This window comes from Aeromonas sp. s7(2024), from assembly GCF_040907825.1.
Lineage (GTDB): Bacteria > Pseudomonadota > Gammaproteobacteria > Enterobacterales > Aeromonadaceae > Aeromonas > Aeromonas veronii.
In genome coordinates this window covers 82,068-104,595 of the sequence record NZ_JBFOCM010000035.1, presented here as the reverse complement: position 1 = coordinate 104,595, position 22,528 = coordinate 82,068, and the positions used below count along the sequence as shown (strand labels likewise).

General features: G+C 50.0%; 22 protein-coding genes, 1 tRNA gene and 1 pseudogene. 16 read left to right on the top strand and 8 right to left on the bottom strand.

All coding sequences use genetic code 11. The annotated features are described in order from the left end of the window. The first annotated feature begins 203 nt into the window (after nucleotides 1–203). The 5 genes from AB5Y73_RS14745 to AB5Y73_RS14725 all read left to right on the top strand — a co-directional run bounded on the left by AB5Y73_RS14745 (nucleotide 204) and on the right by AB5Y73_RS14725 (nucleotide 4,707). A complete protein-coding gene (locus AB5Y73_RS14745) occupies nucleotides 204–1,358 on the top strand; it encodes a flagellar assembly protein FlgT (protein ID WP_107682666.1) in 1,155 nt (384 codons plus the stop codon). Between the two features lie 50 nt (nucleotides 1,359–1,408). After that, nucleotides 1,409–1,485: transfer RNA gene (locus tag AB5Y73_RS14740), tRNA-Arg, on the top strand. 210 nt (nucleotides 1,486–1,695) lie between these two features. Continuing rightward, nucleotides 1,696–2,646 (top strand): DUF932 domain-containing protein, encoded by a 951-nt coding sequence (locus AB5Y73_RS14735; RefSeq protein WP_368148164.1) that lies wholly within the window; start codon nucleotides 1,696–1,698, stop codon nucleotides 2,644–2,646. A 94-nt stretch (nucleotides 2,647–2,740) separates the two neighbouring features. After that, the gene (locus AB5Y73_RS14730) at nucleotides 2,741–3,730 is read left to right on the top strand and encodes a YqaJ viral recombinase family protein (RefSeq protein ID WP_111896866.1); all 990 of its coding nucleotides are present in this window, start codon (nucleotides 2,741–2,743) and stop codon (nucleotides 3,728–3,730) included. After that, nucleotides 3,727–4,707: a hypothetical protein gene (locus tag AB5Y73_RS14725; RefSeq protein ID WP_368148162.1), complete on the top strand. Its 981-nt coding sequence runs from the start codon at nucleotides 3,727–3,729 to the stop codon at nucleotides 4,705–4,707. Before AB5Y73_RS14730 ends, AB5Y73_RS14725 begins: the two co-directional genes overlap by 4 nt. 11 nt (nucleotides 4,708–4,718) lie before the next feature. Here AB5Y73_RS14725 and AB5Y73_RS14720 read toward each other — a convergent pair whose 3' ends face one another. Further along, entirely contained in the window at nucleotides 4,719–5,069 is a 351-nt protein-coding gene (locus AB5Y73_RS14720; protein ID WP_016349802.1) for a helix-turn-helix domain-containing protein, read from the bottom strand. A gap of 161 nt (nucleotides 5,070–5,230) precedes the next feature. On the opposite strand from AB5Y73_RS14720, the gene AB5Y73_RS14715 reads away from it, so the two are divergent. From AB5Y73_RS14715 to radC, 7 genes are all read left to right on the top strand, one after another. Continuing rightward, on the top strand, nucleotides 5,231–6,064 hold the full coding sequence (locus AB5Y73_RS14715) for a hypothetical protein (RefSeq protein WP_368148160.1): 834 nt from the start codon (nucleotides 5,231–5,233) through the stop codon (nucleotides 6,062–6,064). 3 nt (nucleotides 6,065–6,067) lie between these two features. After that, nucleotides 6,068–6,523: an IrmA family protein gene (locus AB5Y73_RS14710; protein ID WP_335827185.1), complete on the top strand. Its 456-nt coding sequence runs from the start codon at nucleotides 6,068–6,070 to the stop codon at nucleotides 6,521–6,523. Nucleotides 6,524–6,610: 87 nt separating this feature from the next. Continuing rightward, nucleotides 6,611–7,189 carry a lecithin retinol acyltransferase family protein gene (locus tag AB5Y73_RS14705; RefSeq protein WP_368148159.1) on the top strand — a complete coding sequence of 193 codons (579 nt, stop codon included), beginning with the start codon at nucleotides 6,611–6,613 and terminating at the stop codon, nucleotides 7,187–7,189. Nucleotides 7,190–7,250: 61 nt separating this feature from the next. After that, nucleotides 7,251–7,676, top strand: coding sequence for a DUF2787 domain-containing protein (locus AB5Y73_RS14700; RefSeq protein WP_368148157.1), 426 nt, complete (start codon nucleotides 7,251–7,253; stop codon nucleotides 7,674–7,676). 9 nt (nucleotides 7,677–7,685) lie between these two features. After that, nucleotides 7,686–8,096, top strand: a complete 411-nt coding sequence (locus tag AB5Y73_RS14695) for a hypothetical protein (protein WP_368148155.1) — start codon at nucleotides 7,686–7,688, stop codon at nucleotides 8,094–8,096. Beyond that, nucleotides 8,089–8,346: a hypothetical protein gene (locus AB5Y73_RS14690; RefSeq protein ID WP_368148153.1), complete on the top strand. Its 258-nt coding sequence runs from the start codon at nucleotides 8,089–8,091 to the stop codon at nucleotides 8,344–8,346. Before AB5Y73_RS14695 ends, AB5Y73_RS14690 begins: the two co-directional genes overlap by 8 nt. A 111-nt stretch (nucleotides 8,347–8,457) precedes the next feature. Further along, the gene (gene radC / locus AB5Y73_RS14685; protein ID WP_181270187.1) at nucleotides 8,458–8,955 is read left to right on the top strand and encodes a DNA repair protein RadC; all 498 of its coding nucleotides are present in this window, start codon (nucleotides 8,458–8,460) and stop codon (nucleotides 8,953–8,955) included. A gap of 203 nt (nucleotides 8,956–9,158) precedes the next feature. On the opposite strand, the pseudogene AB5Y73_RS14680 reads toward radC, so the two are convergent. The 3 genes and pseudogenes from AB5Y73_RS14680 to queC all read right to left on the bottom strand — a co-directional run. Then, a pseudogene (locus AB5Y73_RS14680) lies at nucleotides 9,159–9,278 on the bottom strand (ISAs1 family transposase); the annotation flags it as partial. A 215-nt stretch (nucleotides 9,279–9,493) separates the two neighbouring features. Next, complete coding sequence (queE, locus tag AB5Y73_RS14675; protein WP_042080749.1) at nucleotides 9,494–10,165, bottom strand: 7-carboxy-7-deazaguanine synthase QueE; 672 nt, start codon at nucleotides 10,163–10,165, stop codon at nucleotides 9,494–9,496. A gap of 36 nt (nucleotides 10,166–10,201) precedes the next feature. Then, on the bottom strand, nucleotides 10,202–10,897 hold the full coding sequence (gene queC / locus AB5Y73_RS14670) for a 7-cyano-7-deazaguanine synthase QueC (RefSeq protein WP_368148151.1): 696 nt from the start codon (nucleotides 10,895–10,897) through the stop codon (nucleotides 10,202–10,204). Nucleotides 10,898–11,155: 258 nt separating this feature from the next. Here queC and AB5Y73_RS14665 point away from each other — a divergent pair, with 258 nt between their 5' ends. Genes AB5Y73_RS14665 through dbpB form a run of 3 tightly spaced genes read left to right on the top strand, consistent with a single transcriptional unit; the run spans nucleotide 11,156 to nucleotide 14,525 of the window. Next, the gene (locus AB5Y73_RS14665) at nucleotides 11,156–12,109 is read left to right on the top strand and encodes a hypothetical protein (protein ID WP_368148149.1); all 954 of its coding nucleotides are present in this window, start codon (nucleotides 11,156–11,158) and stop codon (nucleotides 12,107–12,109) included. A gap of 53 nt (nucleotides 12,110–12,162) precedes the next feature. Next, entirely contained in the window at nucleotides 12,163–13,392 is a 1,230-nt protein-coding gene (dpdA, locus tag AB5Y73_RS14660; protein ID WP_013724047.1) for a tRNA-guanine transglycosylase DpdA, read from the top strand. 14 nt (nucleotides 13,393–13,406) lie between these two features. Next, a complete protein-coding gene (gene dbpB / locus AB5Y73_RS14655; RefSeq protein ID WP_368148147.1) occupies nucleotides 13,407–14,525 on the top strand; it encodes a DGQHR domain-containing protein DpdB in 1,119 nt (372 codons plus the stop codon). 37 nt (nucleotides 14,526–14,562) lie between these two features. Here dbpB and AB5Y73_RS14650 read toward each other — a convergent pair whose 3' ends face one another. Continuing rightward, nucleotides 14,563–14,784, bottom strand: a complete 222-nt coding sequence (locus AB5Y73_RS14650; protein WP_128836355.1) for a hypothetical protein — start codon at nucleotides 14,782–14,784, stop codon at nucleotides 14,563–14,565. Nucleotides 14,785–14,974: 190 nt separating this feature from the next. Between AB5Y73_RS14650 and queD the strand changes: the two genes are divergently transcribed. Next, a complete protein-coding gene (gene queD / locus AB5Y73_RS14645; RefSeq protein ID WP_368148145.1) occupies nucleotides 14,975–15,337 on the top strand; it encodes a 6-carboxytetrahydropterin synthase QueD in 363 nt (120 codons plus the stop codon). 38 nt (nucleotides 15,338–15,375) lie between these two features. On the opposite strand, the gene dpdD is transcribed toward queD, so the two are convergent. Genes dpdD through dpdJ form a run of 3 tightly spaced genes read right to left on the bottom strand, consistent with a single transcriptional unit; the run spans nucleotide 15,376 to nucleotide 22,528 of the window. Continuing rightward, nucleotides 15,376–17,553, bottom strand: coding sequence for a protein DpdD (dpdD, locus tag AB5Y73_RS14640; RefSeq protein ID WP_368148143.1), 2,178 nt, complete (start codon nucleotides 17,551–17,553; stop codon nucleotides 15,376–15,378). Further along, nucleotides 17,546–18,076: a phospholipase D-like domain-containing protein DpdK gene (gene dpdK, locus AB5Y73_RS14635; protein WP_016349787.1), complete on the bottom strand. Its 531-nt coding sequence runs from the start codon at nucleotides 18,074–18,076 to the stop codon at nucleotides 17,546–17,548. Before dpdK ends, dpdD begins: the two co-directional genes overlap by 8 nt. Nucleotides 18,077–18,088: 12 nt before the next feature. After that, nucleotides 18,089–22,528, bottom strand: a complete 4,440-nt coding sequence (gene dpdJ, locus AB5Y73_RS14630) for a protein DpdJ (RefSeq protein WP_368148140.1) — start codon at nucleotides 22,526–22,528, stop codon at nucleotides 18,089–18,091.

The window sequence follows — 22,528 nt, the reverse complement described above, 5'->3', positions numbered from 1 at the left end:
TACCTTTCCTGTATCTGCACCTGACTTATTATCGGACGCGCCGGACAAAGCTTGAGCCGGGAATGAGGCATGATTCTTGCTCTTTAATGGACATCGTCAGCGCCAACGTGCGCTGCCACTTGGAACGTGTTGTGATCCATGTCGGCCAGCAGGCGCCATTTCCTCAAAATGGCTCGGCGGCCCGCCAACTCAAGGTATCTGCTATGAAATTACCGCTGCTGTTGACCCTGCTGCTGGCCAGCCTAAGTGCCCGAGCCGAGCTTATCGAAGCGCAGGGCAGCGCCGCCATTCTGGGGGGCGATGAGGTCTATGCCCGCGAGCAGGCGACCCGCGACGCCCTGCGTCAGGCGCTGCTGGCCAGCGGCGCGGCCGTTTCCAGCGTCCAGCGTCTGGAAAATGGCAGCCTGCGCTCCGAGCAGATCCAGATCCGCTCCGGCGGCGACATTCGCCAATACCGGCTCAAGCGGGAAGAGGTGCGCAACGGCCGCATGTATATCACCTTGGTGGCCGACATTCAGGCCGAGCGCCAGATCTGCCAGACCCAGCACTTCGCCAAGGATTTGACACTGGTCAGGCTGCGGATGCGTTATCCGGACCAAGCCAGCTACGGCGCCATGGACGACATGCCGGAAAACCTCTCGCGACGACTGTTCGAGACTCTCGCCAACGCGCCGCAAGGGGTCGCGGTGCGCCAGTGGCTGGATGAAAATCTGCGCATCGATCCGCTCCATCTGCAACAGGGGGATCGCAGTGCCCTCGAGGAGATCAAGGCGCTCAGCCTGCGTACCGACAGTCAGTATCTGGTACTCGGCAGCATCGACGATCTCTCCATCGAGCCGCAGGGCAACCAGCTGACCAGCTGGTATGAGGATCCCGTACGCAACTTTCGCATGCAGCTCTACCTGTTCGATGGCATCAACGGCAGTCTGGTAAACCGAAAGGTCTACGAAGGGCGTGCCACCTGGACCTTTGGCAAACGGGATCAGGTGGGCAGCAACAGCGGCCAGTTCTGGCAGTCGAGCTACGGCCAGGAGGTCAACTACCAGCTGCAGCAAGCCGCTCAGGATCTGGTGGCACAGCTCACCTGTGCCCCGGTCACCGCAAGAGTGGTCGGCCAGAACGAACGCGGCCCCTACATCAATCTGGGACGGCGCAACGGTGTCAAGCTTGGCGATCAGTTCCGCATCCAGCACAACGCTGACTTCATCGACCCATACGGCAAGTCGCGCATGATGCGCAACCCGGCCGACGGCCTGTTCGAAGTGGTGCAGGTATTCGACGATGGCGCCATCATCAGCAGCCAGAACAAATATTCGCCGTTTAACATCCAGAATGGGGATTTGGCAGTATTGGAATAAGAATCAAGGGTTTAAAAGGGAGTTGCTTCTTGTATAATGCCCGCCACACAGCTCCCGTAGCTCAGCAGGATAGAGCGGTCCCCTCCTAAGGGACAGGCCACTGGTTCGACTCCAGTCGGGAGCGCCATATAAAACAAGGGGTTGGCATCATCACGATGCCAACCCCTTGGTCGTTTTTGGCCTGGGGTACCACACGGGGTACCACAGCGCGCATTCCATATGCTAGAAACCAGAGAAGCAAATAAGTCTCATTTTAATTGATTTCAGATATATATTATCTCCATGAACCTACCCAAGGGACTGCTCTGTGCAGTCCCTTTTTCATTGGAGATTTCTCATGGCTCACCTGATCGATACGATGGCCTACACCGGTCAAACGCCCTGGCATGGCCTTGGCAATGTTTTACCCCCGCAACAATCTCTCGATATCTGGCTACAGGCAGCCGGGATGGATTGGAGCATCGAGCAGAGCGACGTGATGTTTAACGTCGCCTCCGATGCACTGCATATCCGCCCCTACAGCGACAGCAAGGTACTTTATCGCTCCGATACCCTCGCCCCCCTGTCGGTGGTCTCAAGTCGCTACAACGTGGTACAGCCTCACGAGGTACTGCACTTCTATCAAGACCTGGTGGAAGCCGGTGGCTTTGAGCTGGAAACAGCAGGCTCGCTTAAAGGCGGCCGCAAGCTGTGGGCACTGGCTAAGACCGGCCAGGATCTAAAACTCAAAGGCAATGACTTGGTAAAGTCCTATCTGCTGCTGGCGACCAGCTGCGACGGGACGCTCTGCACCACGGCGCAGTTCACCTCGCTGCGAGTGGTCTGCAACAACACCCTGCAGATGGCACTGCGTGGCGCTACCGGAGCCATCAAGGTGCCCCACTCCACTCAGTTCGATGCGGCGACCGTCAAAGAGTCGCTTGGGCTCGGGCTGTCTCATTGGGATGAGTTCAAGGTGCAGACCAAGGCGCTGGCACAGCGGCCCGTAGCCCCCGAAGAAGCGCTACGCTTTTTCAGCGACCTGTTGGCGCAACCGCTCGATAAGGAGAACATCATCCTCACCAAGCCGGTACAACGGCTGCATGAGCTCTATCAGGGCGCGGGTATGGGCTCAGAGCTTGCCAGCTCCCGCAATACCGCCTGGGGGCTAGTCAATGCGGTCACCGAATACGTTGATCACCACCGCCGCGCTCGCAGCCAAGACCACCGGCTCGATTCCGCCTGGTTTGGTCAGGGCGCCCAACTCAAATCCCAAGCCCTGAATCAGGCACTCACTCTGCTGCAGTAATTCCGCTTCCCCATTCAAACCGCATAACGACCTCACCCGGACTGGCACAAGCCAATCCGGGCGTCGCCATTTATGCCGTCAACAAGGAATAGTCATGAAAGCAAAAGCCAAATACGGCCAAGCCCTGCGGCTGGCCTCCACTACCCAATTAACCCGCGAGCAGTGGCTCGCTATCCGCAAACTCGGCATTGGCTCCTCCGATGCCGCCGTGGCAGTGGGGCTATCCCCCTACAAATGCCCGCTCAGCCTGTGGTTGGAGAAGACTGGCCGCAAGGAGCCGGAGGATATCTCCCATAAGGAAGCGGTGCTGTGGGGCATTGAACTGGAGCCGGTATTGGCGCAGGTCTATGCCAAACGCACCGGCTATAAGGTGCGCCGGGTCAATGCGGTGCTGCAACACCCCGAGCAACCCTTCATGCTCGCCAACCTAGACCGAGAGGTGGTCGGCCATCCCGATGGGCCTGGCATTCTGGAGATCAAGACCGCCAGCTATCACAGCGCCCCCCAGTGGGAGGAAGGGGTGCCGGTGGCTTACCAGTGTCAGGTACTCCATCAGCTGGCCGTCACCGGCCATGCCTGGGCCGAAGTGGCAGTGCTGATCGGCGGCCAGGATTTCCGGATTTATCGCATCGAGCGTGACGAAGAGAAGATCCAGGATCTCACCGAGCGGGAAGCGCAGTTCTGGCAGATGGTGCAACAAGACCAGCAGCCCGAGCCTGACGGCTCCAGTGATGCCGCCAATGCCCTGAGCTGGCTGTTTCCGCGTGACGATGGCCAGACGGTGGATCTCTCCGATTCCCCCGAGTTCAACCAGCTGTTTGGCGAATTGCTGCGCTTGCGACAGCAAAAGGAAGCCGTCGAACTGCAGGAGTCACAACTCAAACAGCGGCTGCAAGCGACCTTGGGTGAAGCGACAGCCGGGCTGTTTGCCGATGGCAAGATCACCTGGAAGCGCAGTAAAGACCGGCTAGCACCGGATCTCGATAAGCTCGGTCAGGATCATCCTGACCTGCTCACCCGTTACGTCAAACCGGTGCCCGGCGTGCGCCGTTTCACCATTCAACCCTTGAGGCAAACACCATGATCAAAGGACTGGCGATCACCCCGCCCGTGATCGGGCGGATCTGCATCGGCAAGCTGGTGCAAAAACAGGATAAGTGGGTACCGGAGAAGGACGACAGCTTCACTCTCACCACCCAGGTACAACAAAAGGGGGGGTGGCTGCTCCATCCCCTGCATCAACACTACTCATCGCAGAAAAGTGGCCAAGGGCAGGAGCAAACCAAGATCCGCGCCATTCCGGTGCGGGTGCTGTTCAACGACAGCGACTTGAATCTGCGGGCGGAATACAGCGCGTTTGACCGCCAAACCGGCAGGCCGCTCTGTGTCGGTAATGGGGAAGTGGCAAGACGTGTGGGGGCACAAGGCATGGAGGAGGTCAGCTGCCTTGGACCAGAGCGCTGCGCCTTTGCCGGGCAACAGGACTGCAAGCTGTACGGGCGACTGAACCTGTTTGTGGAGGGGCAAGGGGATGAGCTGGGCAGTTTTATCTTCCGCACCACCGGCTACAACTCGGTACGCACCCTGGCGGCGCGACTGAAGTATCTGGAGGCAGTGAGCGGGGGCCATACCCGCTATCTGCCGCTCACCCTGCGGTTGCGGGCCAAGAGCACTACCCAGTCCTACCGCACACCGGTCTACTACGTGGATTTAACCTTACGGGAAGAAACCAACCTGACTGAGGCAGTCAGGCAAGCACAGGAGGCGGCACAGCGTGACCAAGAGGCGGGGCTCGCCATCGACCAGATGGAGCAGGCCGCTCGTGACTTGCTGCGTAATGGCCAGTTTGAAGATATCGATGAAGAGGTGCCGATGCTGTTGGAGGAGTTTTATCCCGAAGCCAGCCGCGACGAGACGGCGAATGGAAACACAGGGGCAGTGGCGACTGCATCGCTTAACCCATCACAAAGCCAAGCAACCAGAACGCCACAGAGACCACAACCAAGAAGGAGTCCACTCACCAACAAATTGGGGAAAGAGAACCCATCCCCTCCCCAGTGAATGGTGGATGATCAGCGGGGACGCGCCAACCGCTCCACCAACCGTTCTACTGTTTCCAGCAACAGGGTCCGGTCAGCATCATCGAGCCGGGCCAGTTGCTGGCTCAGCACAATGCCCTGCTCGGTCGGGCGGTTACTGGTCTCGCGCAGAAAGTCCGCCAGCTCACAACCAAACAGTTGAGCGAGCTCCGCCAGCCGCACCACGGTCGGCACCACAATCCCCCGCTCCATTCGAGAGACGGCCTCCATCCCGATATTGAGGTGTTCAGCCACCTGCTCTTGGGTAAACCCGGCCTGGTTACGCTGACGCCCAATAGCCTTACCCACGTTCTTGGCTAACTGCTCAAAGTTGATATCTGTCATAAGTCCTCCAACCAACCTCTATGGTTGGGGGTGGACTCGTTGACATGAAGAACCACAAAAGGCGAAGATCAACCTAAAAGGTTGTTATTAGGTATTTTCTGCCTATCTCACCGGACTAGGGTTATCCCCTTCTCTACGACTTACTACCAATAGGAGCTCTCATGAAACAGCTCATTCCATTGCTCACCCTGGCAGTCACTGCACCGAGTATCATGGCCAGCAACACCAATGACATCTGGTCCTATCAAGACAGTGATGGCACCACCCTGACTCAAGCGTGTAATAACAAAAGTACCTGTGAGCTGCTCTACAAAAACAGCCACTACATTACCTTGGTAAACAACCGCTCCCAAACAGGCTGTGCCATCGGTGACCTGCTGGTTGCCGAACACGCTAGCCGCAGCTTTAAAAAGCTCGATACCGGCACCTGCAGCACCTCGGCCAGTATCGAGGTCAATACCTACAATCGGCTGAACAACATCGATGTCATGGTCGGTGACCGACTCATCAAGCGTTATCCGTTAGATGCTTGGATGTGGGGAGAAATACGCAAGGCGGGTAAAGGGGCGTCTTGGAGCAAGGCAGAAGAGAATGCCAAGAAGCCTCAGATGCTGGATGCACCAAAAGGTCCCCCTGCACAGTGGGTGGCCGAAGAGGGGCGCTATGGCCCTCGTTATACCCTGACACAGGGCCAGGGTTACTCACGATACGTACTGGAAATCAAATGCGCCTATCAGATGGCGGGGGCAACCTGGCCCCTGCACTCTGAACTCAGATACACCAGCGCCTACGATGCCTCAAGCAGTGTTGAGGAGATCGAAGTCAATGGTCAACGTCTGTCCGGTGAAGCCAAAAGCCAGGCCGAATGGACTCAACTCGTCAACGCGATCCTCTCCGCCTCAACCCTGAGCATCTACCGTGAGCAGGATCAAAAAGCCACATGGACGGTCAAGCCCACGAAGCTGGCCTCTACTTGCGACTATTACAACGGGTGATTTATGAACATCACTTCAACCAAATGCTCGATAGCTGCCCTGATGGCTTGTGGACTGCTCTGGAGCCACCCAAGCCATGCGGAAGAACAGCGCTACCTCGCTATCCAGCACACCGACACCATCTACGCCAACCAGGGCGTCTGCGCGTACCATTTCTCCCTTGATAGTGGGGGAGCCGATGAGTTTGGGCGGTTGTATATCACGCTGCAGTTTAATGACAAAAAGGGCAAATCGCTGGCCGAGTCAACGCTGGAGGTTGAGCCATTCGGTGGGAGCGACGCTACCCGCTATGGTAGTGGCTTTACAGAAGTGGATTGCGCCCAGGTAGAGCAGGCCAAGTCAATCGCCATTATTCAGGCAACCGAGGTGCTCGCTCACAACCAAGTCACCCGACTGCCGATATCAACCTTCACCCCCCAGTTTCATCAACCACTGAAGATCACCGTGGGCGACCAGTAGCCCATTTAAGAAAAACAAAGCCAAAGGGCGTCACCATCACAGTGACGCCCTTTTTCATTTCCAACCTTTGATGAGGATCATCATCCCATGCCACTACATTTCATTATTGGCGATCACTTAGTAACACCACAGCCTGAAGGCCGCCATCACGGCCTCTTTGTTGGCCATGACCAGGTCATTCACTGTCGACCATCCCCTTCCGGAGAGCATTCAGGCCAACTGGCGCTAGCCTCGCTGGATCAATTCAGTCAGCACTGCACCATTGAGGTCCAGCCCCATGCCCAACGTCTGTTCAGTCGAGAGGAAAGCCTGACACGGGCTTACGCCCGACTCAATGAAGGTGAGCAAGGCCAACCATTTGCCTGTGGCGAGCAGTTTGTTACTTGGTGCATAGAAGGGGTTAAGCATCCCCCCAAGCTGCTGCAGACCGCTGTAGCAACGGTGGTGGCTGCCGAAGTCGCTCGTCACACATTAGGCAAGGCTGCCACCAGTGCAACGGCTGGACTTGCTGCCAGTACGCTGGCGACAACGGCTGGCGGTAGTGGCGCTGCCGCGACGGTGGTGTCGGTGACCGGTATTGCCACGGCCCCGCTGTTAGTTCCTCTTGTAGTGGGGACCGTCGCTGCCTATGGCGTCAGCAAACTCTGGGATTGGTTGAACGACTGACCCATCACTTCAAAGCAAAACGCAGGGGTGCTCTCCTGCTTGAACTCAATGAGGAAACACCATGACCATTCCCTTTTTCCAGGACGGCTTTGCCCTGCCCGTTGCACAAGCATTGCTGGTTCTGCTCGACCAGGAAATCGCTAAAACCGATCTCAATATCGAGCGCTTAACCCAACTGACCTTCAACTTTCGCAACCCCGGCTACAGCGTCGAACAAGGCGGTGTGCACCCAGTCGAGATCCGCCTGATCCGTGGGCTAGATGGCTGGCTGTTCGATTACGTCACCGACTTCAGCTACCAAGGGCTCGGCCATGATGCTGAGCTCTGCAAGGAGCTCGACTTCAACTTCCTCGATGGGGACCACACCATGTTGGGCTGGGGACCGCTGCGGCTGGCCGAAGCGCGGGAGTTGTTCGATATCTGGCAGAGCAACTTTATTGCCTACTGCCGGTTGGAGTGCTTCAGCGTCACGGTCGCAGGAGATTAGGAGGTAACTATGAACCAAGAATTAGCGCTCTCCCACTACACGCGTCAGTGGCTGGGGCGAGTCGCCACCAGCGCCAAGCTAACCCCCACTCGCAGTGGTCAGCGTTGGCTGCTGCACCTGACTCCAGATAGCCCACCAGCCCGTACAGTCACCTTACAAGTGCGCTGGTCTGGCGCACAGTGGCAACTGCTCTCCCTCACTAATGCTGAGGACTGGCACACCATGAGCCAGCCGAGAGATGAGATCTGCATCGACCCCAAACGCAATTGCTTCTGGCATTGCCAAGCAGGGCCGGTGCCGCTCACCGAGCAACCCCGCGTGCTGGCAAGCTTCTTGGCTGACCTGCAACGCATCTGCATCCATCGCGGCTATGCCGTGGAGAGTAACCCCATCCCTGACAAGGAGACCGAAGATGATTAACGCCGTGATCGCTATCGAGCTGGAGGCTTACCTTGAGCACAATGGCCAAATTGAAGTGGTGCATAACCAAGGCCAGCCGGTGAACGGTTATGCCCTCTACCTGCGCTATGAAAACGAACGGGGCGACGCCCTGGCACAATGGCTGTGCGACCACCCGGATCACCGCTGGCTAATCCAGTTCGGCACCCTGCTGGCGACCAGTTACCACGTTCCGTTGCACGACTACACCCCGCACACCTTGGCGGCCTGAACACTGCCAACCAAGCCTGCGATCACACCCCATTCAGTAACCCATTAACCAAATAGCTCGCCTACCCTGCTGCATCCAACGCGGTGGGGCGATGGCGTATGGAGCCTAATCATGTTGCATCACAAACTGATCGCCGGGGAGACCCCCGGCACCTACCGGGTGACTGACCTTGTCACCGACGATGACCTGCTCACCATCGCCCAAGCTATTGCCCGGCAGAAACTGGGCAAGGGGGAAGCTATTACCGATAAACACTTGGCCCATCAAGCCCTGCAAGGGCTGCTGCAAACACGGGATCGCGAAGTTTTTGCGGCACTGTTCCTCGATAACCAACACCGGATACTGGCCTACGAGGAGCTGTTCCTTGGCACCCTGTCCGCTGCAACCGTCTACCCCCGCGATGTCGTCAAGCGGGCACTGCACCACAATGCTGCCGCCCTGATGCTGGTGCATAACCACCCGTCGGGATACCCGGAGCCCAGCCGGGCAGATATCGAGATCACCCTGCGCTTACAGGATGCCCTGGCACTGGTGGATATCCGGATTTTGGATCATCTGGTCGTCGGTACTGAGGGAGTTGTGTCGATGACAGAACGAGGGAATTTGTAACGGCCACGCCGGTCAAGGGGCACATGGAGGAAGAAGGCATGGCCAGCAGTGATCTCTACAACGACTTACCATCATTAGGAGTACACAAAAAATGGGAACCATAGGGAGTTGGGGATTACACACTCAAGTTCAACCAGGTTTTGGCGCACGTGCAATTGTTGAACTCAGCAGGGTTTCCCTGCTTTGGGATCGCTGCGGCGTCTACCCTCGGCGCCACTTATGATGGCGCTGATGACCAGAAACATGACATCAACCAGGTCATGCTTACGATTGATATCAGAGCTGGTTTCTTCGACAAGGGTAAGATGTTCAATCAAGGTCATGGAGCGCGCCTCCTGCATGGAGGCGTGATTAGATCACAGACGATCGGCCTTTTCTAATTTCCTTAACAAAGTGCGATCCCGCCCTGCTCATGTGATGGTGAGTGCAGAAGAGTGCGCATAGTTGCCGGAACAGAAATTTCCGTAGTCAAGATACCATCTGCAAATGGGCCTCCGCAGACGGTGATGCTCCTATCGTAAGTCCTTACTTCGACACATTAATCGATATGAATATATTTGTGTACTTGTACTGAAAGCCTCCAGTTACGTTCGATACACACATTTATAGCCAGTTCTGTCGCTAGTTTTTTTTGACTGATTGGCTGTAGAGCAATTTGTACGTCCGGGCGCAGATCAGCAAATTGCAATAAAGTATCAAGCTCCTCGATGTGGTGCTCAGTTGCAACCGGATGTTTGATCTCGTTGGCTCGTGACAAGGCCTGGGGCAAAACGGTAAGCCCCCCCTTCATTCCGATCTTCGGGGAAACGGTCACCCAGGCCTCTTCATGAACCCGCACCTCCAGAGTACCACTGGTTTCAACTTGCACAGTGAAACCCTCGGCTAGCAGCAGGGTAGAAAGTTCGCTCAGATCATACAGGCAAGGTTCACCACCTGTGATGACCACGTGGCGAGCCGAGTAGCCGAGACAACTGAAACTCTTACGGATCTCGTCTGCACACATGGAACTCCAGGCATCCGAATTGCTGGAGACATCAAGTATCTGACAACTCGGCACTCGACGCTCGGGATCAACCACCCAAGTATGACGGGTATCGCACCAAGAGCAGCCCACCGGACAGCCCTGCAGGCGCACGAAGATGGCGGGAAGTCCAGTATGAACTCCCTCTCCCTGTATAGTCTGGAAGATTTCGTTAATCGGGTAATGAATCATCAATGTCTGTCTGAAAGGGTGAAAATGACCGACTCAGGAAGCCGATGCCAATTTGGCCTCGAGGCGGATACGAACTGCCGGCCCCTGCGCCATGTACTCTTCGAGACCCTTTGCTCGCAGTATACAGGCGGGGCATTCGCCACAACCGTCCCCTTGAATACCGTTATAACAGGTCAGGGTTTGACGACGTACTGTCTCAAGGTGGCCACAGTGGTCAGCCAACGCCCAAGTCTCAGCCTTATCAAGCCACATCAGTGGTGTCTCGAACCTAACCGGCCTGTCCATCCCAAGCACCACGGCCAGATTGAGAGCCTTAACAAACTCGTCACGACAATCTGGGTAGCCAGAAAAATCGGTTTCACACACGCCAGTGATGACCACTTCGGCCCCCACTTGATAGGCGTAGATAGCTGACAGGGTGAGGAACAAAATGTTCCGCCCAGGCACGAAGGTGTTGGGTAACCCGTTATGCTGTAGTTCGCAACTGACTGGGATCTCATCCCGAGTTAAAGATGATAGAGCCAATTCCCCGAGCAAACTGACATCCATGATCTTATGGGCCTTAACTCCCAGTTGTGTTGCCAAGGTCCGTGCAACCTCAACCTCTGCCGAGTGACGCTGACCATAGTTGAAGGTGATTGCATGAACTTCATCATAAACTTGCTGGGCACGTATCAGGCAAGTAGTACTATCCTGACCACCACTGAATACCACAACAGCAACTCTCATCTAAGTCATCTCCCTATCTCTCAGGACAAACGAGCCAACAAAGGTCCCAAGAGCAAAAGTTTGCGAGCCTAATGTTGAATTGGTTAACCTTTATCCCTGCACTCTCACGAAGACCCCACTTGAGACACCTCCGCAAGACAACCATGAGCCTCAATGGGCTCATTAATCATCATCAGGTCAGAAATTGTGCCAAAAAAACTTGTAAAAACCAATTGATTCCAGTAGCTTCTGCGCCACTAGCCTACAGAAATTATATATATGCCACATATCAACCTGATTACAACCTGCTCCAATTCCAAAGGAAAAAGCAATAGCACTCTGAGGCTTGATGGTATCAAGCATAAATATGATAATTTACATGAACTTGCACTTTCATGGTCAAATCTTATCACAGAGAACATGCAAAATAATCAGCCAACTGATGCTATCAATTTATACAAAGGTAGTCATTGGACCAATGCTTTAAAAGCAAAAAAGCATGAATTCGTCGATTTGTGGGTTATTTCTGCTGGCCTAGGCCTTATCAATGCCAATGATTCCACAATAAATTACCAAGCCACATTCACACCTAATTGTGATGATTCTATCCCCACGTATGGAATGACGAGTAAAGAATCTTCTAGGGTGTGGTGGTCTCACCTTTGCAAGATTAAAAATAATTATTCAAGATGTAAATCAATTGCGCATCTGATGCAGAGTAAACACGATGAACTTTTCATAATCGCAGGTTCTAATATATATATTAATGCGATTCTAGATGACCTCATCCAAGGAGCAAAGTTTCTATCTAACCCTCAAAAACAATTGGTTATAATTACCTCCTCAACTGAATCTTTTAGTGAAAAAAAAATAATAAAGGATTGTTTTCTTTCAAGTAGCAAACTAATGCTACCTTGGCTTAAGTGCAATGCTACATCATTAAATATCTGCTTGGCCAATAAATTTATTGAATTGTTAAAGGAGCAAAATTTCGACTATTGCTCAACAAAAAACTCTATCAATCAGATGCATAACACGATTCCTGCCATAGTTAAATCAGATAAAATAAAATGTACAGATGAGTATTTACGCATTTATATATCAACTGAACTGCAATCTAACTCTAATCTTAGCGCCACAAAATGTCTTATTAAGCTAAGAAGTAGCGGGAGATGTGCAGAAGAACGCAGATTCAGGAAAGTTTTTTTAGATATAAAAAATAGTTACAAGTAATGTGGCGCATGATATAATGACCAGCTGTCAACTGACAACTGTTGGAGGTCCAATTGCCACGACTTAAGTACTTTTTTCCTGATAGCCAAGACTTCATTGATCCTAGTTTTAATTTCTTTAAAGAAACGAGGAACGAACATCGAATTAGACAACGTGATGACTTGTATCCACACGAAGTCTTTTCTCGACCGTATGATGGTATGCTTGTCTCTAAGGCAGTTGTGGATGGGCTTGGTACTGGTGAGTCAAAATACTCAAGACCTCAGCGTTTACGTTTCTTCAGAGAAGGAATGTCACGCTTCTTTAGGCTACCAGAAAACATGGAAAGTATGGGGGATTGTGGCGCATTTACTTATGTGACTCAATACGAACCTCCATATAGAGTTGAGGATGTTATTAATTTTTATGAGGCATCTCAGTTTGATTATGGCGTATCGCTAGATCACATTGTTTTTGGTTACGAAAAAGCAGGTCGATGCTTTTCTGAAACTGAACTCAAAGAGTTCAGTCGGCGAAAAGAGCTTACACTTTCCTTGGCGGATGAATTTTTAATTAAATCTAAAAATTCAAAATTCATTCCATTTGGTGTTGCTCATGGATGGGATAGAGCATCTTATGCCGACTCAGTAAAGAAACTAATTTCAATGGGTTATGAATATATTACGATGGGGGGTATGGTTCCTCTAAAGACTGAGCAAATAATTGAAACTCTAGAGGAAGTCAGCCTTGTAAGAAAAAGTAATACCAAGCTCCATTTATTAGGTATTGCAAGACCTCAAGAGTTAGCGCGTTTTTCAGACTTGGGAGTCGTGAGTATTGACTCCACAACCCCATTGCAACAGGCTTTCAAAGATAGAAAAAACAATTATCATACATTATCTGGCAAAAATTATGTTGCCTTAAGAGTTCCTCAATTAGATGGTAATGTATCTCTGGGAAGAAAAATAAAATCCGGAGTGATTAATCAAGATATTGCACGAGAGTTGGAAAAAGCAACCCTTAAGGCACTATTCGAATATAGTGAAAGAAGAGCCTCGCTAAATTATACCTTAGATGTATTGTTAGCATATGAACGCCTTCATTCTGGCGAAAAAAATGCAATATCAATAAAGGATGATTACGAAAAAACGCTGGCAGATAGACCTTGGGAACATTGCTCATGTGAAATATGTCGCGAAATTGGAATAAATGTTGTGATATTTCGTGGCGCAGAAAGAAATAGACGCAGAGGCTTTCACAACATTCAAGTTTTTTACGAAAAACTAACCTCTATTTTTGACTAAATTAAGGCTTTAAAATGACCCAAAAGGCTACACTTCGAGTCCCGGCTCTGAAAATTAAACAAGGTAACAACAGATGCCTGTACAGTCTTGCCATTAATGGAAAATTAATTCCTGAGGTAGCAAGTATTTCACGAATTAGCCGTAATAATCGAGAACTAAAAGGTTATCAAAGACCTGAGGTTCAATCTCATATTAAAGAAATTCAACGGTATATCGAAAGTAACAATCCATTAATCCCTAACCCAATTATAATCGCATTTAATGATAGCGTTAAATTTGAAGCAACGGATGATTCAGACTGCTTTGGTTTTTTACACATTCCATTAAATGTCGATGGTTTAAAACCTGGTTTTATTGTCGATGGGCAACAGCGAACTGCAGCCCTGAGAGAAGCAGATGTTGATGACTTTGTTATGCCTGTATCGGCATTTATAACAAAAACAGATGAAGAACAGCGCGAACAATTTATGCTAGTAAATTCGACAAAACCGCTGCCGAAATCATTACTTAATGAATTATCACCATATACAAATGGTCGACTGCCATCAGACTTACAAGCAAAAAAGTTTGCATCCTACTTGACTTTATGTTTGAACTTTGAAGATGGTCCGTTAAATGGTCGAATTAAGACGGCAACTAATCCTAGTGGAACAATAGCAGATACATCCATCATTAAAATGGTAGATGCTAGTTTAAAAGAAGGTGCATTATATAGATTTCGTGACCATCAAAATGGTACTGGCGATCCCGAAATGATGCTATCACTATTAAATAATTTCTGGGAAGGTGTTAAGGTTGTGTTTAATGAAGATTGGGATAAAAAGCCTAGACATTCTAGATTATTACATGGGGTAGGTATTCTTTCACTTGGCAGTTTTATGGACCATATTGATGAACAACATATGCTGTTCAAGACAATTGAAAAAGAATGGACACCTATTCCAACCATTGACTTTTATATAGAACAACTAAATTTCATCAAACATTGTTGTCACTGGAGTCATGGCTTATGGGAATTTGGAATGGACTCTGATGGTATAGCAATTACTAGAAAATGGAATCAGTTACAAAATGTCCAAAAAGATATCGTGCTTGTTAGTGATTACCTCATAACAGCTTACGATAAGGCCTGATAGTCAGGTTCGTGGCGGGTTATGAACCGCCACGAGCTTATCTTGAATGATATGAGTACATATTTTTTCCAATTTTTTTCAACTTGCCTGCATCATAAAGCCTCTCGCAGCAAGCAGTGATCTTTGAGTGTAGCTCTAAATAATCGCCCCTGTAATTTACTTTGACAAAATATGCGTGAGCAAGCGTAGCACAATCAAATGTTCCATGACTTTTCTCTATTATTTTAAATAAATCAAATTCTAAAGACGTCATTTTCACCTCCGCTCCTTGAAAAAGAAAGCACGTTAAACTATAAAACAGTAAAACATTAACAAGGTTGACTTTCAAGTAAATCGCCAAAAAATGTGCAGCATGTTAATGTGGCCTTTTCACAATCCATAAAAAGTTGACTGTCAATTTTTATTGACGTAAGGTGTTTTTTAGATGCCTGAAACTGAGAACTTCGAAAATGAATGCGACTCTTTATAAAGAATTTTCGTTTGAAAGTGCGCATCGACTACCTTATGTGTCTCAAGGACATAAGTGTGGAAGACTGCACGGCCATTCTTTTATTGTAGGATTAGAAATTACAGGTAAAGTTGATAGCCATGCCGGATGGGTGATGGATTTCGCCGAAATAAAAACTGTTTTTAAACCAATACTAGAACAACTTGACCACCATTACCTTAATGAAATACCTGGTTTAGAAAACCCAACCAGTGAGGTTTTGTCTAGTTGGATTTGGCATAAACTCAAACCAACCTTACCATATTTAAGCGCAGTAATAGTAAAGGAGACTTGCACAGCTAGTTGTACATATAGAGGAGAATAGTTCTAATTCGCTTAACTTTTTAAATTTAACTAGCCTTATCATTTTAAGGTCCGATCACTAATTGCATCAATAAATGCATTTATCAGTGATGCAGACCCCTTTCCCTGTGAGTATATTATTTTTTTACATCTGCTAGTAATTGCACAAAGATCATGGCGCTTTGCACTTTCAGATGAACAAATAAAATAATCTGCCTTTTCTGCTAATTGCAAAAGACATTCAGTGCTCGCATGGTCATTATTTATTTCAATTTTTATTCCGTTAAACATATCTTCCAAAATACTTTTTGTACGTCTCGCGACGCCTTCTGTTAAGGTGTATATTGCCACTAATTTACCCACCAAGTCCGGCCATTTTGCTATGTTTACGATATTCTCGTTTTGCATCTCTCTAGGAAATGCCTGTTCTGCACCTTCCCCCATCACATCTATCGCGATGTTTCGCATTAATATGCTTGTCTGATAATCTAGCCTCGACCAAAGGGTTCCTACAACTTTTTGAATATCCATCCACAGTACGGTGCGCATAGGGATAGAAAGACAAGGGCCATCAAGAAAAACTTCCATCAACTCAGAAAGTGAATATAAACTTTTAAGCGAACTTGAACGCTCAATTATTAATTGCAATGTGGCTATAAAATCTTCGTACTCTGGTTGATTAAATGTTCCCTGTAGAAAATCACTTGATGCTATCACTGCTAATTTAATGTCTGACTGACTGATTTTTTGTTGCATAGCAAGAACATTCATCAATTTTATCCATGTTCGAGCACTTAGCAAAATTTGATGTATTTCGAGCCATTCTACAAGTGAGGGCATTATATTTCGCAATACTGAGTATGCATCCTCAGGTAGTTCAGTTGACAAGACGTGGAACAACAATTCTTCATGAAATGTTTGTATTGACCAATGTTCACTCTCAATAGCGACCAATTGCACGAGAGCGCTAACATCAATTTCATGCTGGCACAATTGAGCAAACCACATGTCCCAGCCCACTATTTGTGGTGCAGACAATAGGTATATTCCATCAATCAACTTTTTCAAAAGTGGCACACTATACGCTTGCTCAAGCAATGATGCGTCTAAAGAATTCAACATCGCTTCATAGTGCGGAAGTTCCTCTTGCGTTGCAGTAAGAGAGTTCTGTAACTGTTCTGCTAGTAACCGTATAGAGTTTGGCTGTGTCACAGGCAATAGAGTGGAATCGTTCTGCAAGATATCGGAGGGAAGCCCTATCCATGAAAGTAATGCTGGTATGTAGTCGGTCTTAAGGCTTTCTGGAACGACGTCCAGCAATTTCAGTTCCCCAACTAAAGCTGCGCCTATTGCCCAGGTTTTCCAGTAACACAAGGATGACTCATCGTTAAGGAGCAAAGGCACTTGCGTAAACAGTGGATAAAGGGAAAGACAATGCGCGCGCAATTGATTAGGCGTGTATTGGGTATAATTACCATTATTTACATCAAAATAGCATTGCTGATAAGCATTAAGCAGCATTCTGACAAGCGATGTAGTGATACGACCATGGATCAAGTCTGGCAACTTTTCATGGTTGAGCAGGCTTTCCCATTTCTGCAGTTTACCGGCTTGCTGAAGTTCCAGTAGTACAATGTTTCGCTGGGATACCCCCCCACTGTCCCGAAGTTCCTGTAGATATAAAGTACTTGAACCTTCATCCCTCTCTTTATTCGCGAGAATAAAATCACTGAGAATCCGGCCAAATGGTCGTTTGATCGAACCAACAAGCGAGGGGCGAGAACGAAAAAGATTAATCACATCTTTGAGGGCATTGAATACACGTACTTTGGCTGATTTATCTGCTCGTATTCCCGGTTGCAACTCAATTCGAATGAAACCAGCTTTACAATGTTTAAGCATTTCAGCTTCAGCCAACCCCATTGCTCCCGCACTTGGGCTAAACTCAACCTGCCAGTCTGGTATAACATCAGCTGACCCCAGTCTAGCGTTAAGAACACAGCTAAGTTCTGACATAGCGCGTTCATTCTCACTTGCAGCGAAGAAGACCCAATGCTGTTTATCACACCACGGGAGGATTATCGGCCACTGACCGTCCAGGGCACTCTCAAGTAGTGGAAGTAAAACAATCTTTAAATCATCAGGATATGAATTTTCATTGTCGCCCAACAATTTATCTATGCAAAGAAGGTTTCCAGCGTCAAAGAACATCGTTAACCAGTGAGGAACGTTAATCATTGGTATCTCCAAAGGCATAATTCCCGCTGAATTCAATCAAAGCATCAGATATCGCTGCCTTATTTATCGTAAACAGTAAATGCTCGTCATTGAGGTTCGCGCCACTCCAGGTGTAGTTCATTGAACCTTTCAGGAAGAAATTTGCCGTCAGCATGCCTTTAGCATGCAAGTTGTCATGATATTTGTACTGCATATCGTGATCTGGTGAGAGTCGTGCCCGCATACGCTCTATGAATACTTTGCTTATGTTATCAGGACGAGTGACAATCCGCAGTGGACAACCATTATTTACTGCGGTGGCTAGAACCTCCTGGAAACTGATCATCCTAGCACCCCAAGAAGGGTCAAGAAAGTTCCATTGCCCCCCCCGATTATCAATGACATCGAAATCGCTCATCCATGGTGAAATCAACCAGATAATTTCTGGATACAAAATAAGCCCACAAAACTGCGCGCTCAGAACCTCACGTAGTTGCCGTTGTCCGAGAGGCCCATGGAGAAATATTTGCCGTTGTTCTTCCATTCCATATGCTCCTTACTGCAGGGCTTCCGCAAGTTCAATTCGCAATACGATATTGCTGCTCTGATAGTCAATCGCTCCAAGTCGTGGATAAAGATGCAGACCGAAATACTCCACTGGGTTCGTCTGTAACGTAGAGATAGTCTGTACAATTTGATGGCGGCCTTCTCGAGGGATCAGCAGTTCAGCGAATCCTTCGCGGGCTATCGTTGCGTGGATTTGCTGCAACCAATCGCTGTCGGTCACCTTAATTTGAGTCGCTGACTGCTGGAAAAGCGTGCTGAGCAGCAGTCTTTCCGTCAGTTTCGGTCCATTATCGAACGGATTGTAGTAGCTGAGTATTGACTGGCGAAGCGTATTACCCCGTTGCCAGAGCCTGCCCTGAATCTGGCAAAAACGGTTAAATATTTTGGTGACGTTTGCGCTAGGCAACTCCTGTGTGGCCTGCGTATGAGCGAAGATATTGAGGCTGATTTCATAGCCTGCTTTCGCCTCCAGTTCCCGCCATTTGCGAAGATACTCGAGCAGTTGTTCGTCATGAGACGCCTGGCTTCCTGGTCGTAGGATTCGGGTGTGTAGCACGGACATAAAGCTATGGGAAAGGGCAAATCCTTGCTTTTTAAGTTGCGCACGCAATTGCCTATTTGCCGCCCTACGCGCCTGATGACTGTCAGCGTTGCGCAAATCACTCAGCGCCCGTCGTAGAACTTCGTTTGATGGAAGTTGTGAAAGCAACGCGAAGAGATCGTCATCAATCTGCTCATAGTCACTGGCCGCGAAACTGCGGATGAACAGATTCAGTACGGCGACCGGATCGTTATGGAACGCCTCTTCGAAGCGAGTGATGATCCCGCAACCACCAGGCTCAGATTCGGTCAGCCAGACCTCGAGTTGCTCTCCGTGGAGCACGGCATCGACGAGTAGTCCCCGCTCGTCCACGTCAGGAAGCAGCAGTTGGCTGGTGTGTTTGACTGCGCCGGATAAAGTATTGATCAGCAGTGTCTGCAACCACTGACAAAAATGGGGATTTTCGCTGAGTTCGTCGGTGAAAACTGCGCTATGCCTATCAAGCATCCCTATCAGTTTTGGATCTTTAAACAAGCTTCTCAGTTGCTGCTGCAACTCTTGGCGCTCTGCATTGTTGTCACATTCATCATTATTTTCAAAAATGTTCTCCGCCTGAAACAGCGAATCAGCAATGCTCGCCAGCGACTCTCTACCCTCATGTGTTTGCAGCGCCAGAAGTGCGTCAGATACTGTGTGGTGGTTGGCAATCTCTTTCGTCAACGCTGCCAGATAGCATTCAAAGACCCAGTCAGCGATGAAACTGTCGTTTTCGAATTTTGCCTCACAACGAATACAGTGGTGAAAATATAGCGTCCTCAGTGAGCCTGATAACCGAGCATCTCTCATCGCCTCTTTATTCAACATTTCAGACAGTGTGAAGCACAGTTTCATGCCATCGACCCACTGGCGAGCGCCCACCCCCACAGGCTGACCATTCTCAACCCATCTAAAGTTAACCAAGGCTCTTTGTTTTCTTTTACTGCGAAGCGAAGCGCTTGCTGTGGTGGCATAACGCGTTAACTCAAGCGGCGTCATATGCTGGTGGGTATAAAAAGTCACTGACTGCAACGCTGACGCCCATGGCCCGGAGGGAATCGCCATCGCTTCAGCCTGGGCGTCAGCGGCAAAGTGGGTATGCCATTGCAACTGCGAGTTGCTTTTCTCGGTCAGATTTTGCTTGAAATCAAGGGCTCGGGTGTGAACCTGTAAAGGCCGAATCACCCTCAGCGGTGGTGCATCCGGCCGTCCAATCAGACACTCTGGTTGCCAGGTTTCGCCAAATGCTTCATTGATGTCGAAATCGACGTCCGATACCTCGTCCATCAATGGAACAAAATTTTTCGGCACCAGCCAGTCGGCCTCCAGATCGGAATAAATGGCGTAGCGTTTGGAAATACGGCCCGGAGCAAACTCCCTCAACCCCTGAATAAACGGTAGGTATTCATGTTTTTTAAAACGACGCTCGAGTTGGATGCCCAACTCAGGTAAGTTCAGTTCACTGAAGAGGGCTGCCGGAATAAATGAAGGTAGCGGAGAGCGACCCGCTGTTCTGTCTGCACCGGGGATGCCCATCAGCGACCACTGGGTCGTCAATTGGCGTTTCAGAGTCGGTAGCAATTCCATCATAATGGAACGCGGCGGCGACCACATGACGCGCTGAAGTTGCGACTCGGTGATTTTGAGCGCGTAGAATAAGTACTGCTCCAACTCTTGTTGCCAAGTATTTTGTTCCAGCACGGCGGAAATCAGGTTGAGCATGCGTTCCAGTTGCCCGTGCTGCGCTGCGCTTTTGGGCGGATTGTTCAGCAGTGACCAGATATTACTTTTGGCAATCTTGATGCTCAGCCAGTCCAGCGTCGCCATTGCCGCCTGCATTTTCTGAATATGGATATTGCCAAGTGGCAGCGACTGGCTCTTTATTTCTGGCGCCACCAATTCTTCATAACGCTGATACACCACGCGGTCACGACCGAATTCCGACAGTACCACGATCATCCAGGGGCGCATCGTTCTGGAACGACCGGCGCGGCCTTTGCGCTGAAGATAAGAAGCGACATTGCGCGGTGCTTTGTGTTGAATGACAACGCCGACGGAGGGATCGTTAAAACCGACTTCCAGCGAGGCTGTAGCGACGACCACTTCAGCTTTGGGATTCACCCCAGCATCCTGGCTTGAAGTTCTCGCCACAATGGCTCTATCGAGATTATCAAGAGGGTGCCCAATATCGATAGGCATTCGCCAGTTTTGACCAGCGAGAGTTAGCGCATCTGCTACCCCATTGCTTTCGTTACGCTGCGCCGCCAGAGGGGTTTCATTGGGCACCAGTTGCTGCCCACGTGTACGCCACCCCTCGGCGTCGCAAAGTTGATGATACAGGCGGTTATTGATATCCAGATCGTCGGTAAAGACAAATGTTTTGCGTCCCCAGGTACCCTGCGATCTGGCTTTACGGGTATCCATGATCCGACGGGCCAGCATGCTGGTCTGGATAGTGGTAGAAAGCAGCGCCGTTTGCGAAACAGGATCGCCACGCAGTGCCAGCAGGTACTCAGCCCCTTCATCCACCATCTCTTGGAAAGCGGGCTCAATCAGCATGACATGTTTTTTGTTGGCACCCACAAGATCTGCGAAGAAACGTTCTGCATCACTAAGGGTTGCAGATAGGCCGACAAAGTGCGGGCGACAGCGCGCCAGTTGCATCCAGCGTCGCAACAGATAGGCAGTTTGTGCTCCGCTATTGCCAGAGTAAGTATGAACCTCATCGAGCAGCACCACTGGCGGCGCAATCACATTTATGCCTACGCCAAACAGGTGGTTGGCTTGGTTGTTGCCGAGGTGCTGGTTAAGCATTTCAGTGGTGGTGAACAAAATATCTGGCGGACTGCTCATCAGTGAGACTCTAGTGAGCACCACCTCATCTTCACCCACGCTGTGTGTACAGTGCGTACAGCGCAGTATCTCTTTGCCATGGCGGATATCCTCGGCTTTCCAGCGCATTTCGCCTTGGCATTTGGGCGTGTTACAGCGCAGAAAGCCGAAAGGAAGATCCTGATCTTTTTTATCGGTAGCCACTTTTTGAGCACTGTAAGGCGTATCGCCAAAGTAAGCTCCAATGCGGATTTTACGCCCGGAAAGTTTAACCGCCTGATTGTCCACTTCACGGCATTTTCCCCAAGTCTCCATAAACTGATCTTTGAGCAGTTCATTACGAGGATACAGAGCCAGCGTGCGGACTCGCGTCGAGCGATCGCGCTGCAGGTCATTGATGAGTGAAGTCAGCGCTGGCAGATAAAATGCCAGCGTTTTACCGCTGCCTGTGCCTGCACAAACGATGGTGGCCGTAGGTTCTTTGATGTGCGTATGGCCGCTGTGAAAATCCCATGCACGCAGGATGCGAGCAGTCGCCCGGGACTGAAAACCTGCGATGGAGAAATCACCTATCAGCGCCCGTAAGGCCTGACGCTTGATGTCGTTCATCCACTCAACGTCGGACCACTGGTTCAACACCTCTTCAGCCGGATGTATCCTTGCGGGATAACTGCGTGGGCGGCGGATAAAGCGATAGTCGGCCACCAACGTCCGGGTGCGACTCAGTTGCTGGCCGCGAAACCACTGGCGCTGATGGCGAAAAAGATGGACAGATTCCGCCATACGCGTGCGATAAAGCCTCATTCCCTGAGTATTGGGGATGCTAAACAACATCGCGGCGTCTTGTAGATCCTGCATCAGCACTTTGCCATTCTCATCGGGAAAATGGTGGGCGAACAGGGACAGAATATCCGCATCCGTAAAGGCACCTTCCGTGTCTCCCCAGACCAGTAGTTCGGCTTCTCGCCCTTCGAGTACGTCCAGCGCCGCATGTAGACGGGTTAAATCCTCTGCAGTCAT